Source organism: Neolewinella lacunae, assembly GCF_014349155.1.
Classification (GTDB): Bacteria; Bacteroidota; Bacteroidia; order Chitinophagales; family Saprospiraceae; genus Neolewinella; species Neolewinella lacunae.
Genome location: NZ_JACSIT010000068.1, coordinates 24,266 through 40,304, shown reverse-complemented (window position 1 = coordinate 40,304; position 16,039 = coordinate 24,266). Strand labels below are relative to the sequence as shown.

Here is a 16,039-nt window from a genome sequence, read left to right as displayed (position 1 = left end):
GGGGCCGTCTAAAAAGTCTACTAGGGGGGCATTCTGGTACAAAATACGAAAAAGTAGTATTTTGAGGCTGTTCCCATCCCCGTAGCCGATGAGCACAAAAAGAGCAGTTTTCAAGCCTGACCTCCAGAACCAAGGCTTGCTATTCCCTCCACATCTTGCCGACATGGTACCGCCTCATCATAAGGCGCGGCTGATCAGCCAGATTATAGATGGGATGAACATTGATTCGATCCTAAGCACCTATTTAGGAGGTGGCAGTAGCGCGTACTCTCCTCGGATGCTGCTTAAGGTGTTGGTTTATGCCTATTCTGATCGGGTGTACTCATCTCGTTCGATTGAGAAGGCTTGCTATGAGAACGTGTGCTACATGTGGCTAAGTGGGATGTCCACTCCCGATCACAATACGATCAATAACTTTCGCAAGCACCGCATGGGTGGCCGGGTAAAGGAAGTGTTTGCCCACGTTTTGTTGACTTTACATGAACAAGGCTATGTCAAGCTGGATGATTACTTTTTAGATGGCACTATACTGGAGTCAGTAGCTGGCCGGTACACCTTCGTTTGGAAGTCAAACGTTGAGCGTTACAAGAAGTCGGTGCTAGACCAGATAGGGATGATCGTTTCTCAGATTGACGCTTTATGTGAAAAAGCGGATAAAGAGGATGAGCAAGCTGCCGATGGGGATGATCAAGGGGACAAACTCAGCGACAGTGCAGCAGTCCAAGAAACGATTGATCGACTCAACAAAGCCTTAGAAAGTCAGTCCCCCAGCACCAAGGAGGAAGCCAAAGAGGTCAAAAAGGCAAAGACAAAACTGAAAAACCTGGAGAGCAAGTCCTTGCCCAAACTCCAGGAATATGAGCGCCAGCAAGAATTACTGGGAGATCGGTCGTCTTACTCTAAAACGGATCATGGTGCTACGTTCATGAGGCCCAAAGACGACCACTTGGGCAACGGGGAGCTAAAACCCGGCTACAATGCTCAAGTGGGAACGGAAAACCACTTTGTTGTAAACTGGACAATGCACCAGACGCCTTCTGATGCGGCCTGCCTCATTCCTCATCTTGAAGACACCGAATCGATCTTAAGCCAAATCGGATTGAACTTGCCCAAGGCCATTACAGCCGATGCGGGGTATGGCAACGAAGAGGCCTATCGCTATTGTGAGGGCAAGGAGATAGAAGCCTACCTCAAATACCCGGGCTATTACAAGGAAGAGCAAGGAGTACTTAAAGCGCCATTTGCGCCAAGCCAGTTATACTATAACGAAGAGCAAAATGTGCTGATATGCCCCATGGGTCAGCATATGACGTATTGTGGAGAGGGAGAGGAGAAAACAGCAAGTGGGTATATCCGTGAAACAAGTAAGTACAAAGCCGTCAATTGCATAGGCTGCCCCTTGCGCGGGATGTGTCATAAACAAGACGGCAACCGAGTGGTAACCATTAGCCACAAAGGTCAAAGCTATCGCCAGCAAGCCCGAGCTCGTCTGAGCACGAAAGAGGGTAGAGCAAAGTGCCTGCGCCGTAACGCAGAAGTCGAGGGCTTCTTTGGCAACTTGAAGGCCAATCTGGGAAGACGTCGGTTTACACTAAAGGGACTTACGGGGGTTAACATTGAGATGGGCCTCCTTTCGATAGCCACAAATCTTCGTCGATTACATAAATTATCGATTGAGCAAGGGCGTAGTCTGCTTACTCCGGTCGTACAAAGGGCCCAAATGACCTAAAACGGCCCAAAAATCCGTCTAGACGGCATTTTTAACTCCCTGAAGGCCCACCCAGCATGTGGGGAGGCCCAAAAAAGGAACACATATTTTTTCTTAAATGTGTCAGAACGCAACCAGCACAGCCACCGTGGCGCACCCCACAGCTTTGGGGCTGACTTTTTAGACGGCCCCAGGGAGGGCAGGCTGCGAAAGTGCTGGGATAGTGGTACTTTGGTCCCTGATTCCATTACTGCCATATTCCTTTACTCCTTTCCCCCCCTTTACTCCTTTCCCCCCTTACTCCTTTGTTTATGTCTTACGCCGAAGCCATTGCCGAACTGGAAAGCCTGTTGGCCCAATTGCAGGAAGTGCCGGCCGACATCGATCAGCTCTACGCCCGCGTAGCCCGCGCCGAAGCCCTCGTGGCCGCCTGCCGGGCCCAGCTGCGCGATGTGGAAGACAAACTCTCCGCACTGGCCAACACCAGCGAATAATCCTATGTCCAAAACCGTCCTGATTACCGGTGCCACCGCTGGCATCGGCTTTGCTACCGCCCAAGACCTCGCCGCCCGGGGCTACACCGTTTTGCTCCACGGCCGCAACCGCGCCAAGACCGAGGCTGCCCGCGACCAAATCCTGGCCGAACAGCCCTCCGCCCAAGTCAAAATCGTGATGGCCGACCTGGGCCAGCTCGCCGAAGTTGCCCGCCTGGCCGAAGAGGTGCGCACCCTGGCCCCTACCCTCGATGTGCTGATCAACAACGCTGGCGTCTGGAATTCCCAGCAGGAACTGACGGCCGAGGGGGTAGAAAAAACCTTCGCGGTCAATCACCTCGCCTACTTTTTGCTGAGCCACTTGCTCTTGCCCGCGCTGCGCCGCTCCGCCGACGGCCGCATCGTCTGTGTTGCCTCCGACAGCCACAAGCAGATCAAGGGCATGTTCTTCGATAACATCAACCTCGACGGCAACTACCACGGCCTGCGCTCTTACGCCCAGAGTAAGCTGGCCAACGTCTTGTTTTGCTACGAATACGAACGCCGCCGCAAGTCTCAAGACCCCGCCATCTTTGCCGTTCAGCCCGGTTTGGTGCAGACGGACATCGGCCTGAAGGGCAATACCTGGCTGCACAGCCTGGCCTGGAAAGTCCGGCGGCGGATGAGTGGCAACAAAACTCCGGCCCAAGGGGCAGCCACGAGCATTTACCTGGCGACGGAACCAGGCTTAGCGGAGCAATCTGGGCTTTACTGGGACAACTGCCAACCCAAGAAATCCTTTTCCAGCTCGTACGACCGCGACGAGGCGCGCATCCTCTGGGAAATGAGCGAAGAGATGACGGGGATTGGGAATTACTTTCAGCCTTAGGGTTTGGTGTTTTTTTGCTTGGGAAAGCCTATTTCATAGTTGAGCCATCCAAGCTCTGCGATTCTTCGCATGCTCGTTTTCTACCTCTTTGTCCCAAAAAAGCCCCATCGAATACATTTTTATTTGGAAGAACCAAGATAAATAGGTATCTTTGAAAACAGCAAGCCCGTTTGGTTTTTTTAGTGCATTGCTGAGATTCACTTTATTTAGTGTTCCCTCGACGCTTGCCCAAAAGCCAAGCAGGTACTCTCACTTAAATAAACCCAAATCATGAATTTACCTCTTACCTCTTACCTTCTTTCAAGGTGTTACAACAGTAAATCATGAAGCTTCTCCAAAAATCAATATCCATTTTTCTTTGCTTGTGCATTGGATTGCCCGTACACGCGCAGGACTTTGTTATGACCTTCGTCTTTACTAATGCAAATGGCAATAAAGATACCGTATATACGGGCGCGGCCGAAGATGCAAGCGTCCTTTATGATGCTCAATACGATGGGCCAGATATTTCTGATACCCCCATAAATAGTGGCCTTGACGTCCGATTAAGGGGTTATGGCTTCGTCCCAGAATTGGATTATGTAAGCAAAAGAAACATTGTTCATTATGATGCTGGAGGAGTAGCAATTTCAGTAGATATTATTTCTGATGATTGGCCCATCGAGGTCTCTTGGTCAACCGTTGGCGTAACGAGTGATCCGAGAATTGCCAATTCCGTTTTCACTGAAAATACTCCTGGCTTGTCAGAATCGAATGATACTACGGCGGGATTAGGCTACACACCGCTGAACTTAGGATTTGGTAAACCTGGTGCTGGAAATGCCACGTTTCGCCGGACCTCGGGTATTCCCACAATGGGAGACACCATTTACCGATATTGGATAGACTTTGTTCAAGACAACCCCAATTCTATCTCCCCCGAGGTTGCTGCCCCGGACCAACTAACGCTCTATCCGAACCCAGCTACGGGAAGTTTTCTCCAACTGGAAGGCACCCTCCTCGGCAGTGGCCGCGCCTTGGACCTCTTCGACGCCCAGGGCCGTCACCTCCGCCATTATGCCCGCATCCCCCAACAACTACCGTTGGGAGAATTGCCGCCGGGTTGGTACGTTTTGCGGCTGCAGGATCGAAATGGGCGCTATTGGACTAAGCAATTGTTGCGACAGTAAAGCCAAGGCACTAAAACAGTAAATCATGAAGGTTCTCCAACAATCAATATCATTTTTTCTTTGCTTGTGTATTGGATTGCCCGTACACGCGCAGGACTTTGTTATGACCTTCGTCTTTACCGATGCCAATGGTAACAAGGACACCGTCTATACGGGCGCGGCCGAAGATGCAAGCACTTCTTTCGATGCACAATACGATGGGCCAGATATTTCTGATACTCCCATAAATGATGACCTTGACGTTCGATTAACGAAACTTGGCGGAGTGTGGGAAATAGGTTATACAAGCAAAAGAAATATAATTCAGTATAATGATGCTAATGGATCATTAATTACCGTAAATGTTATCTCTGACAACTGGCCCATTGAGGTCTCTTGGTCCACCGTTGGCGTAACGAATGATCCGAGAATCGCCAATTCCGTTTTCACTGAAAACACTCCTGGCTTCTGGGGAGAATCGAATGATACTACGGCGGGATTAGGGTTCACACCCCTGAACTTAGGATTTGGTAAACCCGGTGTAGGTAGTGCCACCATTCGCAGGTCTGGTAATAGCGTGACGACCTCAATGGGAGACACCATTTACCGATATTGGATAGGCTTTGTCCAAGACAACCCCAATTCTACCTCTCCCGAGGTAGCTACCCCGGACCAACTCACGCTCTATCCGAACCCAGCTACGGGAAGTTTCCTCCAATTGGAAGGCACCCTCCTCGGCAGTGGCCGCGCCTTGGACCTCTTCGACGCCCTGGGCCGTCACCTCCGCCATTATGCGCGCATCCCCCAACAACTTCCGGTGGGAGAATTGCCGCCGGGTTGGTACGTTTTGCGGCTGCAAGATCGAAGTGGGCGCTATTGGACTAAGCAATTGTTGCGACAGTAAAGCCAAGGTGCTAAAAGAGTAAATCATGAAGGTTCTCCAAAAATCAATATCAATTTTTCTTTGCTTGTGCATTGGATTATCCGTACACGCGCAGGACTTTGTTATGACCTTCGTCTTTACTAATGCCAATGGCAATAAGGACACCGTCTATACGGGCGCGGCCGAAGATGCAAGCTACTTTTATGATGCTCAATACGATGGGCCAGACATTTCTGACACCCCCATAAATAGTGGCCTTGACGTCCGATTAAAGGTTTGTGGCTTCGTCCCAGAATTGGATTATGTAAGCAAAAGAAACATTGTTCATTATGATGCTGGAGGAGTAGTCATTGATGTAGAGGTTATTTCTGATGATTGGCCCATCGAGGTCTCTTGGTCAACCGTTGGCGTAACGAATGATCCGAGAATCGCCAGTTCCGTTTTCACTGAAAACTCTCCTGCCTTTTGGGGAGAATCGGATGATACTACGGCGGGATTAGGCTTCACACCGCTGAACTTAGGATTCGGCAAACCCGGTGTAGGTAGTGCCACCTTTCGCAGGTCTGGTTATTCTGTGACGACCTCAATGGGAGACACCATCTACCGATATTTTATAGGCTTTGTCCAAGACAACCCCAATTCTACCTCCCCCGAGGTAGCTACCGCGGACCAACTCACGCTTTATCCGAACCCAGCTACGGGAAGTTTTCTCCAGCTGGAAGGCAGCCTCCTCGCCAGCGGCCGCGCCCTTGACCTCCTCGACGCCCAGGGCCGTCACCTTCGCCATTATGCGCGCATCCCTCAACAACTACCGTTGGGAGAATTGCCGCCGGGTTGGTACGTTTTGCGGCTACAGGATCGTAATGGGCGCTATTGGACTAAGCAATTGTTGCGACAGTAAAGCCAAGGTACTAAAACAGTAAATCATGAAGGTTCTCCAAAAATCAATACTCGTTTTTCTTTGCTTGTGCATTGGATTGCCCATACACGCGCAGGATTTTGTTATGACCTTCGTCTTTACCGATGCCAACGGGAATAGAGACACCGTCTATACGGGCGCGGCCGAAGATGCCACCTATTTCTACGATGCTCAATATGATGGGCCAGATATTTCTGATATTCCCATAAATGATAGCCTGGATGTCCGAATAAGTTTTGTAAATCAAACTTCGGGATTAGCTTATGAGAGCAAAAGAAATATAATTCCATATAGTGATGCAAATGGAGCAATAGTTCCTTTAGACGTTACTGCTGGCAACTGGCCTATCGAGGTATCTTGGTCCACCGTTGGCGAAACAGATGATCCAAGGATTGCTCATTCCATTATCACAGCAATCGATTTTGGTTTTTGGTATGATTCATCAGATGATACAACGGCATTAGGTTTTACACCTCTAAACTTAGGGTTTGGTAAACCTGGTGTAGGAAGTGCCACCATGCGGAGGACTTCCAATATTATGATTACCTCAACCGGAGACACGATTTATCGATATTGGATTGGGTTTATTAAAGACAACCCCAATTCTACCACCCCCGAGGTAGCTACTCCAGACCAGCTTACGATCTATCCAAACCCAGCTACGGGAAGTTTTCTCCAACTGGAAGGCACCCTCCTCGGCAGTGGCCGCGCCTTGGACCTCTTCGACGCCCAGGGCCGTCACCTCCGCCATTATGCCCGCATCCCCCAACAACTACCGTTGGGAGAATTGCCGCCGGGTTGGTACGTTTTGCGGCTGCAGGATCGAAATGGGCGCTATTGGACTAAGCAATTGTTGCGACAGTAAGGCCAAGGTACTAAGAGCCTGTTAGGGTTTTTACTTCCTGATAAATACAGCAGATGAGTAAGAGCTTGCCTTAACCGTCCCTAGCTCTCAACGGGACATACTTTGCACCTGCGGCCGCGCCCCAAAGAAGCGCTGCCCTGACCTGATCCAAGCTATTTAGCGCACGGCTACTGCCTCTTCCGCCTGCGGGGCCTCCCGGTATTTGGAGAACATTTTTTCGAGCAAGTGCAGTTTGACGCGGCGGGGGAACAGCTTACCGAGGAAGGCCATGAATTTGACGAGCAGGCCCGGGCGGATGACGTCTTTGCCCCGCAGCATGCCGCCAATCGCCTCGCCGGCCAGGTCTTCGGGCATGGTGACGGCAATTTTGGCCAGGGTGCCCATGGCTTTGACCCGCTTGAGGCCGTCTTCATTGGTGATGACCGGGCCGGGGCAGAGCACGGAAACGCTGATGCCGTAGTGCTTGAATTCCTGGCGCAGGGCCAAAGAATAGTTGTAGACGAAGGCCTTGGTGCCGGTGTAGACCGACTTGTAAGGCAGCGGCAGGGTGGCCTCCACGCTGCTGAGGTTGAGGATGCCCCCGCGGGTGCGTTTCAGCTCGGGCAGCAGGGCATAGGTGAGCTCTACCATCACCTGGTTATTGAGTTGCAGCATCGTGCTGTACTCGCGCCAGGCGGTGTTTTCGAAGAGTCCGCCCCGCCCGAATCCGGCGTTGTTGATGAGGTACTTCAGGCGGATGTCGCTGTGCTGGAGCCACTGCTGGATGGTCTCTACCGCCCCGGGCTCTACGAGGTTGAGGCCCAGGGTGGCGAAAACGGTGCCGGGGGTGGCGGCCAGTTCTTCTTCGAAGTGGCGGAGGTCCTGGTTGGGCAAGGCCACTACGGCGATGGCCATGCCGCGGCGGACACACTCGAGCGCGAGGGCACGACCAATACCGTGGCTACCTCCGGTAACGAGGACCCACTCCAGGGATGGAACAGAAAGCGATTTAGTCATGTGCTTGGTTCGTTGCAGGCCGCGGGGCAGACGGAGCGGACTGTTAAACGTAAGGTTTGCGGCGGCGCGTTCTGAGACGCCTAGCGGGCACAAGGTAAGTCTTTTGCGCCAATGCAGGGGGCCAAAAAAAGTGGCGCATCTGGAATTGGGCTGGGCGAGTGCTTGTCCATTCCTGGCGCTGCTTTCCCGCTCCTTAGCGGTGGAAAAGAGCGAAAAGGGGCATAAAATGGCCTTTCCCCCGGTGGAGCACTTGCCAGCGTTAGCAAATACGCTACCTTAGCCCGTCATACTCAGCTTAAAGATCAATTATGCCCTACAGCACGATCACCGGGATCGGGCATTACGTGCCCAAAAATGTGGTAACCAACCAGGAGTTGACCAAGGTCATGGAAACCAGCGACGAATGGATCCGCGAACGCACCGGCATTGAGGAGCGTCGCTACATCGACCGTGGCAAAGAAACGACGACTACGCTGGCCCTGGAGGCGAGCCTGCTGGCCATTGCCGACGCGGGCATCGATAAGAACGACATTGACTTCATCATCTTCGCGACCCTGAGCCCCGACTACTACTTCCCCGGCGCGGGCGTCCTGCTCCAGCGGGAACTGGGCATTGCCGGCACCGAAATTGCGGCCCTCGACATCCGGGCGCAGTGCTCGGGCTTCGTCTATGGCCTGACGACGGCCGACCAGTTCATCAAAGCGGGGACCTACAAAAAAATCCTGCTCGTGGGCGCCGAGGTGCACTCCGTCGGGCTCGACTTCACCACCCGCGGCCGCAACGTATCGGTCATCTTCGGCGACGGCGCAGGTGCAGTGATCGTTGAAGCGACGGAAGACAAGGAAAAGGCCGTCCTGGCCACCAGCATGCACTCCGACGGCACCTACGCGGAGAAGCTCAGCTACATGTATCCGGGTGCCCACGGTGGTTACTTCCTGGAGAAGTACGCCATTGAGGGCTTCGACGTCGATTACGAAGACACGGACTACGGCGGCTACTTCTTCAACCAGAACATGATCGACCAGAACCGGATCTTTCCCTACATGGAAGGACAGGCGGTCTTCAAGATGGCCGTCAGGAAATTCCCCGAGGTCATCGTGGAGTCCCTCACCAAGGCGGGGCTCGGCGTGGAAGACATCAACATGCTCATTCCCCACCAGGCCAACCTGCGGATCAACCAGTTCGTCCAGGGCACCATGCGCCTGCGCGACGACCAGATCTACAACAACATCATGTACTACGGCAATACCACCGCCGCTTCCATTCCCCTGGCCCTGAGCGAGGCCCGCGATAAGGGCCTGGTCAAAAAAGGCGACGTTGTGGTGCTGGCCGCCTTCGGAGCGGGCTTCACCTGGGGGAGTGTGGTGCTGAAATGGGGGCGGGATTAGTAAAGGGGGAAAGGAGTAAAGGGGGAAAGGAGCTTCCGCACGGGACAGCGCACTACCAACTTTCGAACATGTTCGAATGTGCGAATCTTCGGGCACCACAATCTGCTCCCCTTCCCCGTGCGTTAGCGTATCCCGTGCGGTAGCGTATTCACGCATTCACGCATTCACTCATTCACTCCCGCTGCTGCCTACGGCGGTCAACCCTCCCCTCCTTCTCAAATCACCTCCGCCACCACAAAAATGCTGCCCCCTACAAAAACCAATCCTCCCGTTCCTGCGGCGGCCTGGGCGGCGGCGTAGCCTTCCGCTACCGAGGGGTAAGCTTCGCCTTGCAGCCCGTGTTGGGCGGCGGCGGCTTGTAATTCGGCGGCGGGGAGTCCGCGGGGGATGTCGGCTTTGACGAAATAGTAGGTGGCCGCCGTAGGAAAGAGGGGCAGGGCTTTGCCCAAATCCTTGTCGTTTACGAAGCCAATGACCAGGTGCAACGGGAGCTGGTACGACTGCAGGCGTTCGAGGACTGGCCGCAGTCCTTCGGCGTTGTGGGCACTATCGACAATGCAGAGCGGATTGGCTTGCCGCAAAGTCTGCCAGCGGCCCAGGTAGTAGGTGGATTCGCGGACGGAAGACCAGCCCCGGTTGATGTTTTCGTAGCGCAGGGCCAGCGGAGCGGTGTTGGCTAATACGTTGAGGGCAGCCAGGGCGGTCAGGACATTCTTTTTCAGGTGGGGCCCGGAAAGGTCCGTCTGCAAGATCCGTTCGTTGCCCTGGATGGTGCGCTGCACGCGGAAGTAACTCAGCCGTGGATCGTCGCGCACGTAAGATTCATCGATGTAGAATACCTCATCGGCAAAGTACAGATCCGCGCCCAGCTCGGCAGCTTTACGGCGAAAGACCGGCTCGGTCTCCAGGTGCGTTTCCCCGATGACGACGGGCACCCCGGGCTTGATGATGCCCGCTTTCTCACCGGCGATCTCCGGCAGGGTTTCTCCCAAAAACTGGGTATGGTCGTAGCCGATGTTGGTGATGACCGATACGAGGGGGGTGATGACGTTGGTGCTGTCCAGCCGCCCGCCCAGGCCGACCTCAATCACGCACCAGTCGGGGGATTCCCGCGCAAAGTAATCGAAGGCCATCGCCACGGTGATTTCAAAAAAGCTGGGTTGGATGTCGGGGCCGCTTTCCCGCAGGCGGGTGACGAAGTCGGTCACGGCTTTTTCGGTGATGAAGGCGCCGTTGATTTTGATGCGTTCGCGAAAGTCTTTATAGTGGGGGCTGGTGTAGACCCCCACGCGGTAGCCGTGGGCCTGCAGGGCGGCGGCGATGAGGTGGCAGGTGGTGCCCTTGCCGTTAGTGCCAGCCACGTGGATGCAACGCAGGCGCTCGTGGGGGTTGCCCAGCCATTCCAGCAGGCGCTGGGTGTTGGTCAGGTCTTTTTTCATGGCCGCCGCCCCGTCGCGTTGGTACATCGGCAGTTGCGTGAAAAGGTAATCCAGGGTAGCTTCGTAAGTCATAGCGCGGGTGCTGGGGGGTGAAAACCGGGGTAAGAAAGCAATAATCCCTTGGGTATGGAAGGACAAATTTTACCTTAGGCCCAATTTCTCCGCCAGGCCCCTTCTCCCCCACCCCGCCCAACCTTCGCTGGCCGACCGTGTTCGGTGGAGAACACAACGCAAAAAGCCACCCACCCATGTCTCGCAAAGCCCAGATCCAGGCCCTCCTCGCCGACGCCCCCACCGACGCCTTTCTCCGCTTTGCCCTCGCCAAAGAGTTGGAAAAAGAGGGCGCGCACGCAGGTGCCAGGGAAGTCTACGAAGCATTGATCGCCGAACAACCCGAGTACGTCGGTTCCTACTATCACCTCGGCAAAACCCTGGAACGCCTCCAGGAACCCGCCGCCGCCTGGCAGGTCTACACCGCCGGCATCGCCATCACCAAACGCCTCGGCGAAAACCACGCCATGCGCGAATTGGCCGCGGCTAGGTTGGAATTGGGGGATGAGGAGGATTTTGTTAATAATTGAAGGGTTGAAGGGTTGAATAATAGAATAAATGAATAAGCTACCGCACGGGATAGGCGGGATAGGCGAGGGACTTATTAGCTGACGCTGCTGCCTACGGCGGTCAATCCTTTATTTATTCAATTATCCTCCCTTAGCAAAAGGGGCTCGCTGCCACCAATTTGAGCTTCCATGCTCCGCAGCCGGTCCAGCTTGGAGTGCGCCGTGCATAATACATCACAATTTACTGCTCTTCTTCAGGCTAAAACCCTTGGGAGCTTTCAGCGGAGCGTAGTCATACATATCAATGTAGATCAATATAGGCTCCGGGGCCCCTTCCCAGGTTACCTCGTATATATCCAAGAGTGCGCCATCATTGAGGAGCCCGTTTTTAGTTTTGAAAAAACAGCAACTGCCCTGGCGGACGTACTGGAGCTCTTGTCCCTCCGGTCCGTAGAGCGCCTCTAGGAAGCGGCGTTCATTACTGGGGCTTCGGCCGCCTACCCGCACGGGGTTGGCTTCCGAGCCGTAGGTGGGATCCGTACTCACCTCGGTGATGATGAAGCGGTTTCCATCGATGATGCTCGCCGGAGGATCGGCTGGCAAATTGAGCATTTTCTCCGGATCGGCTTTGGTAGCCGTTGCAGCTACCTTCGGGGCATTACAAGCGGCCGTTAAGAAACAAGCAAAAAAGAGAAGGGTAATGAATAATTTCATGGCAGGGTTTTATGGCCAGATGACAAGATAAACATTTTTGGCGTTTTCCCCTACCGCACCACAAAAGTCTTCCCATCCTGGCCCACCCCGGTGATGGTCAGCGACTTCCAGGCCTGGGGCAAGGTGCCGCTTTTCTGGACGATGCCGCCGTCGGTAAATTCCAGTCCGCCGAAGCCGAAGAGGACGGCCTGCAACATCCCGCCCGCGCCAGTGGCGAAGTAGGGGTTCGTCCCGCCCGCCGTCTCGGCCAGGACGCCGAAGGGGGGCACCTCATTGGGCTGGTAACTTTGCTCGAAGAGTTGGTAGGCTTTCTCCCGCTCCCCCAGGCGGGCGTAGAGCAGGGCTAGGATGGCGGAGCCCATGGCCGGACCTTCCGGACTCAGGCGCGGTTCGTAGTAAGCCAGGTCTTTGCGGATGGCGGCGGGGTCCCGGACAATGTCCATCGGCCAGCTGAGAAGATTGACGTCGGCCTGCTTGATCACCACTCCGTCGTAGGTGGCGTTTTCACGCGTGGTACCGTCCGGGAATTTCAGGATGGGGATGTTAGCGGCCACCGTTTCCCAGTCGGGGTTGGCTTCTAATCCGAGCACGCCGGCGGCCTGGGTGGCGTAGCGCAGGGCGGTGATGGCCATGCCGTTGGTGTAGGCGTTGTTGTCGATGTTTTCCTCCCATTCGTTGGCGCCGATGACGTTGTCGATGTTGTAGGCTCCGGGGGCCGTCCGGTCTACCCGGCTGGCGAAGAAGTTGGCCACTTCCCGCATCACCGGCCAGCCCGTTGAGCGCAGCCACTCGCGGTCGCCCGTCGTCTGGTAGTATTTCCACATCGCCCAGGCAATGTCGCCGGAAATATGGTGTTGGAAAGGGCCGGTCAACGCCCACACCGGCGTATCTTCCGAACCGTCGTCGGCGGATTCCCAGGGGTACATCGCGCCAGCGTAGCCGTGGGCGAAGGCATTGGTCCGGGCGGCGGGCAGGCGGTTGTAGCGGTACTGGAGGATGGATTTGGCCAGTTCGGGCTGCAGCGCGAGGATGCCGGGGTACATCCAGATTTCGGTGTCCCAAAAAACGTGGCCGTTGTAGCCCAGGCCGGAAAGGCCCATCGGCGAAAGGCTGTAGGCCTGGCCTTCGCGCACGAAGCTGTAGAGGTGGTAGAGCGCCGAACGGACGGCCACCTGGTCGCGAAGGTTGCCCTCAATCTGGATGTCCGATTTCCACAGTTCGGCCCAGGCGGCGCGGTGGCGGCGGAGCAGGCGTTCGGTGCCTTCCAGCTTGGCAAAGATCGTCAGGCGCTCCGCTTCGTTGAGCGGGTCGGCAAAGTGCTCGGTGGCCGTAGCGGACCCCACCACGGCAAAGCTGTAGGTCTCGCCAGCCGCCAGCTTGCGGTGAAATTTGGCGAGGTGCATCCCGAAATCCCAGTCTTCGTGGATCACCTTCGGTTCCTGCCCGTGGACTTCCGGAAAAATAAAACTCGTGGACGCCGCCACCCGGTGGGCACCCGTCGGACTATCCGCGTAGCTCGTCAGCAATCCAATCAAAACGTGGGGACGGTCGATTTCGCTGTAGGTGTTGCGGACGTCGCGGAGGTGGTCCGGGGCTTCGATGACGGACATCGGCGTGACGTCCACTGCTCTTTTCGCCGTCAATTGCACCTGCGCCAGCGCCGTATAGGGCAAATGCCGCAAAGAGAGCAGCGTATGGCGCACGGAGAGCTTATCGCCCACGTCAAAAGTAGTCACCAGCTCCGCCGTTTGCATATTGAGTTCCTGCCGGAAATTGCTGATGTCGCGCCGCCCGATGCGCCGCCCGTCAACGTCCAAATTGAGGTTCATGTGGTTGAACGTCTTGAGGATATTGCTGACGCGGCCGCGCTGGTAATTATCAAAAACGCCATTCAGCACCACGTCTTTTACCCGCATCGGTTCGGGGCTGGAGACCAGGCCCACCGTCCCGTTGGCCACCGTAATGCCGTAATAATTGGCGGGGTCAATATCGGTAGCCGTAATCGTCCATTGGGCGCGGACGCAGGTGCAAAGCAAGGCCACCAGGAGCAGGGAAAGGGAATATCGCATGATCACTATTTTCAAAAAAAATACTCCGGCGAAAATAGGATTTTTACGTGAAGGAAGCGGCTTTTGTTGGGGAGTTGCACCGGAATCAAGCTCCAGGCAACTCCCCAAAAATGCCATCACCAGCGGTAGCGCAGCCCGATCAGGCCATCTAACGAGCGCGGTTTTTGGCTACTGCCGTTGACCGACCAATCTCTAAAGGCCGCTTCGGTACCCAGGCGGAGGGCGACCGACCAGCGGCCCTGCGGCTGCCAATCGTAGCCCGCCTCCAGCCGGCCCGCCCAGCGGATGTTTTGCCCGAATTGCGGGGCCGTGGCCAGGTCAATCACCTCCAGATTATTCACTACTGTACGTCCTTCGCGCCCGAGCAAAAAGTCGATCCGCGGCCCCGCCGCCAAGCTGAGGTGGTGCACTCCAGCGGTCCAGGAACGGCCAAGCAACACGGGCACGCCCAGGGTGGTCACCACATTGTCGTTACCGAAGCGGCGGATGCGCGTGCCCCCTACGGTATCGGTCGTGACGATCCTTTCCTCGCCCGTGGTGAGGTTGCGGAAAATGGTATCCACCGTGCCGGGCCGGAAAAAGCGGGCGTTGTCGTCTACCTCCACGAAGGCGGTACGGAAGCGGTAGTGCCGCAGGTCCAGTCCCGTGGCCAAAAACCAGCGCTCGTTGAGTGATTGGGTGTAGCCCAGGCGCAGTTGGGCGCTGAGCTGGCTTTCGTCCGTCCGCAGCAACTGCTCGTAGCCCAGGCCGTAAGTGAGGGGGCCCGCCAGGAGGCTGAGCGTGCGCTCCCTGTCCTGCCGCTTCCCTTCGGGAGCGGCGGCGGAGATGGGGAGACGGACTTCCCGGTCGATGCCTGGCCCGGCCACCGGAAGGGCGGCAATGGGTCCGTTTTCGAGAGGACGAAGCGAATGCAAGTCCGGACGCGGGGGCGGGAAAACTGGCTCAGTGATCAGCGTTTGCCCAACCGGTGAAGTCGTGCTGACGCGGGAAGCCGTGGGTGTGGAGGGGGCGGGTTGCCGAGCGTCCGTAGCTACTCGTTTGGTCCCGCTTGAATTTGCTTCCTGCGAAGCAAGTGCAGGGGCCAGCAGCGTATTTTCTCCGCCAGCCAGCCCGGTTTCTCGAACGGTTGCGGCGGGGCAATCCAGATCACTGGCCGGGTAGTTGGGCAGTGTTCCCTCCGCCACAGGACCGGCAGCCATACCGTCTTGTTCCAGCGTCGTCCAGTAAACTAGACCACCCACGAAGGCCAAAAGCAGTGCGCCGAGGGCCAGCCACCACCAGGCGAAAAACTTCCGCCGGGGTTCTTCCTCCGGGGTGGGACGCAGGACTTTGGGGGCCATTTTCTCCCAGCTCAATTCCGGGAAATCTCCCGGCGTGGGCAGGTCGTCAAAACGTTTTCCCAGGGATCCTCTTTCGTTATTCGTAATCATGCGTCATCTTTTTTTTAGTGGCTTGGAGGTGTTTCTGGAGGCGTTCGCGGGCCCGGGCGTACTGGGAGCGGGAGGCCGAGGCGCTGATGCCGAGCATTTCCGCTATTTCGGTGTGTTTATACCCGTCTACGGCGTAGAGGTTGAAGATGGTACGAAAACCGGCGGGCAAATTATTCATGGCCAGCAGGAGCTCGTCGGTAGGGATATGGTCGAGCTGAAGTTCTTCGGTGGGCGCGCGCTCGGGGAGGATGGCGACGAGCTCGGTAAAGTTCAGGTTTTCCCGCTTGCGCAGAAAGTCGATGGTCTTGCGTACGGCGATGGTGCGCAGCCAGGTGAGGAAGCTTCCTTTGGCAGCATCGAAGTGGGCCAAGTGGGAAAAGACTTCCGTGAAAATCTCCTGGACAACGTCGGCCGTTGACCGTGACGCAACGCCGAAGCGTCGCGTCACGGTCAGGGCATACGGCAGGTGTTGTTCGTAGAGCTGCCGCTGGGCCAGACGTTGGCCGGCCAGGCACTGCGCGATGAGTTCACCGATATTTGGATGTTGCTTGGGCATGT

16 protein-coding genes are annotated in these 16,039 nt (G+C 55.8%); 9 read left to right on the top strand and 7 right to left on the bottom strand.

Features of this window, described 5'->3' with window-relative positions:
- Positions 1-88: 88 nt before the first annotated feature.
- From H9S92_RS05535 to H9S92_RS05525, 3 genes are all read left to right on the top strand, one after another.
- Entirely contained in the window at positions 89-1,729 is a 1,641-nt protein-coding gene (locus H9S92_RS05535) for an IS1182 family transposase (protein ID WP_187464761.1), read from the top strand.
- A gap of 290 nt (positions 1,730-2,019) precedes the next feature.
- Positions 2,020-2,202: an exodeoxyribonuclease VII small subunit gene (gene xseB / locus H9S92_RS05530; protein WP_187465721.1), complete on the top strand. Its 183-nt coding sequence runs from the start codon at positions 2,020-2,022 to the stop codon at positions 2,200-2,202.
- Positions 2,203-2,206: 4 nt separating this feature from the next.
- Entirely contained in the window at positions 2,207-3,070 is an 864-nt protein-coding gene (locus H9S92_RS05525) for an SDR family NAD(P)-dependent oxidoreductase (protein ID WP_187465720.1), read from the top strand.
- A 33-nt stretch (positions 3,071-3,103) separates the two neighbouring features.
- Here H9S92_RS05525 and H9S92_RS05520 read toward each other — a convergent pair whose 3' ends face one another.
- The gene (locus H9S92_RS05520) at positions 3,104-3,271 is read right to left on the bottom strand and encodes a hypothetical protein (protein ID WP_187465719.1); all 168 of its coding nucleotides are present in this window, start codon (positions 3,269-3,271) and stop codon (positions 3,104-3,106) included.
- A gap of 122 nt (positions 3,272-3,393) precedes the next feature.
- Between H9S92_RS05520 and H9S92_RS05515 the strand changes: the two genes are divergently transcribed.
- The 4 genes from H9S92_RS05515 to H9S92_RS05500 are packed head-to-tail and all read left to right on the top strand — an operon-like array spanning position 3,394 to position 6,885.
- Complete coding sequence (locus tag H9S92_RS05515) at positions 3,394-4,239, top strand: T9SS type A sorting domain-containing protein (protein ID WP_187465718.1); 846 nt, start codon at positions 3,394-3,396, stop codon at positions 4,237-4,239.
- Between the two features lie 25 nt (positions 4,240-4,264).
- Positions 4,265-5,122: a T9SS type A sorting domain-containing protein gene (locus H9S92_RS05510; protein ID WP_187465717.1), complete on the top strand. Its 858-nt coding sequence runs from the start codon at positions 4,265-4,267 to the stop codon at positions 5,120-5,122.
- Positions 5,123-5,147: 25 nt separating this feature from the next.
- Entirely contained in the window at positions 5,148-6,002 is an 855-nt protein-coding gene (locus H9S92_RS05505) for a T9SS type A sorting domain-containing protein (RefSeq protein WP_187465716.1), read from the top strand.
- A 25-nt stretch (positions 6,003-6,027) separates the two neighbouring features.
- Complete coding sequence (locus H9S92_RS05500; RefSeq protein ID WP_187465715.1) at positions 6,028-6,885, top strand: T9SS type A sorting domain-containing protein; 858 nt, start codon at positions 6,028-6,030, stop codon at positions 6,883-6,885.
- 156 nt (positions 6,886-7,041) lie between these two features.
- Here H9S92_RS05500 and H9S92_RS05495 read toward each other — a convergent pair whose 3' ends face one another.
- A complete protein-coding gene (locus H9S92_RS05495; RefSeq protein ID WP_187465714.1) occupies positions 7,042-7,881 on the bottom strand; it encodes an SDR family NAD(P)-dependent oxidoreductase in 840 nt (279 codons plus the stop codon).
- Positions 7,882-8,189: 308 nt separating this feature from the next.
- Between H9S92_RS05495 and H9S92_RS05490 the strand changes: the two genes are divergently transcribed.
- Positions 8,190-9,269: a beta-ketoacyl-ACP synthase III gene (locus H9S92_RS05490; RefSeq protein ID WP_187465713.1), complete on the top strand. Its 1,080-nt coding sequence runs from the start codon at positions 8,190-8,192 to the stop codon at positions 9,267-9,269.
- A gap of 215 nt (positions 9,270-9,484) precedes the next feature.
- Here the strand turns inward: H9S92_RS05490 and H9S92_RS05485 are convergent, their stop codons facing one another.
- Positions 9,485-10,780, bottom strand: a complete 1,296-nt coding sequence (locus H9S92_RS05485; RefSeq protein WP_187465712.1) for a bifunctional folylpolyglutamate synthase/dihydrofolate synthase — start codon at positions 10,778-10,780, stop codon at positions 9,485-9,487.
- Positions 10,781-10,956: 176 nt separating this feature from the next.
- On the opposite strand from H9S92_RS05485, the gene H9S92_RS05480 reads away from it, so the two are divergent.
- Positions 10,957-11,289 carry a tetratricopeptide repeat protein gene (locus H9S92_RS05480; RefSeq protein ID WP_187465711.1) on the top strand — a complete coding sequence of 111 codons (333 nt, stop codon included), beginning with the start codon at positions 10,957-10,959 and terminating at the stop codon, positions 11,287-11,289.
- Between the two features lie 213 nt (positions 11,290-11,502).
- Here H9S92_RS05480 and H9S92_RS05475 read toward each other — a convergent pair whose 3' ends face one another.
- From H9S92_RS05475 to H9S92_RS05460, 4 genes are all read right to left on the bottom strand, one after another.
- Positions 11,503-11,982, bottom strand: coding sequence for a hypothetical protein (locus H9S92_RS05475; RefSeq protein ID WP_222935990.1), 480 nt, complete (start codon positions 11,980-11,982; stop codon positions 11,503-11,505).
- A 50-nt stretch (positions 11,983-12,032) separates the two neighbouring features.
- Positions 12,033-14,051 (bottom strand): glycoside hydrolase family 65 protein, encoded by a 2,019-nt coding sequence (locus tag H9S92_RS05470; protein ID WP_187465710.1) that lies wholly within the window; start codon positions 14,049-14,051, stop codon positions 12,033-12,035.
- A 116-nt stretch (positions 14,052-14,167) separates the two neighbouring features.
- Positions 14,168-15,481: a hypothetical protein gene (locus H9S92_RS05465; RefSeq protein ID WP_187465709.1), complete on the bottom strand. Its 1,314-nt coding sequence runs from the start codon at positions 15,479-15,481 to the stop codon at positions 14,168-14,170.
- Positions 15,468-16,037, bottom strand: a complete 570-nt coding sequence (locus tag H9S92_RS05460; protein WP_187465708.1) for an RNA polymerase sigma factor — start codon at positions 16,035-16,037, stop codon at positions 15,468-15,470. Before H9S92_RS05460 ends, H9S92_RS05465 begins: the two co-directional genes overlap by 14 nt.
- Positions 16,038-16,039: the final 2 nt, after the last annotated feature.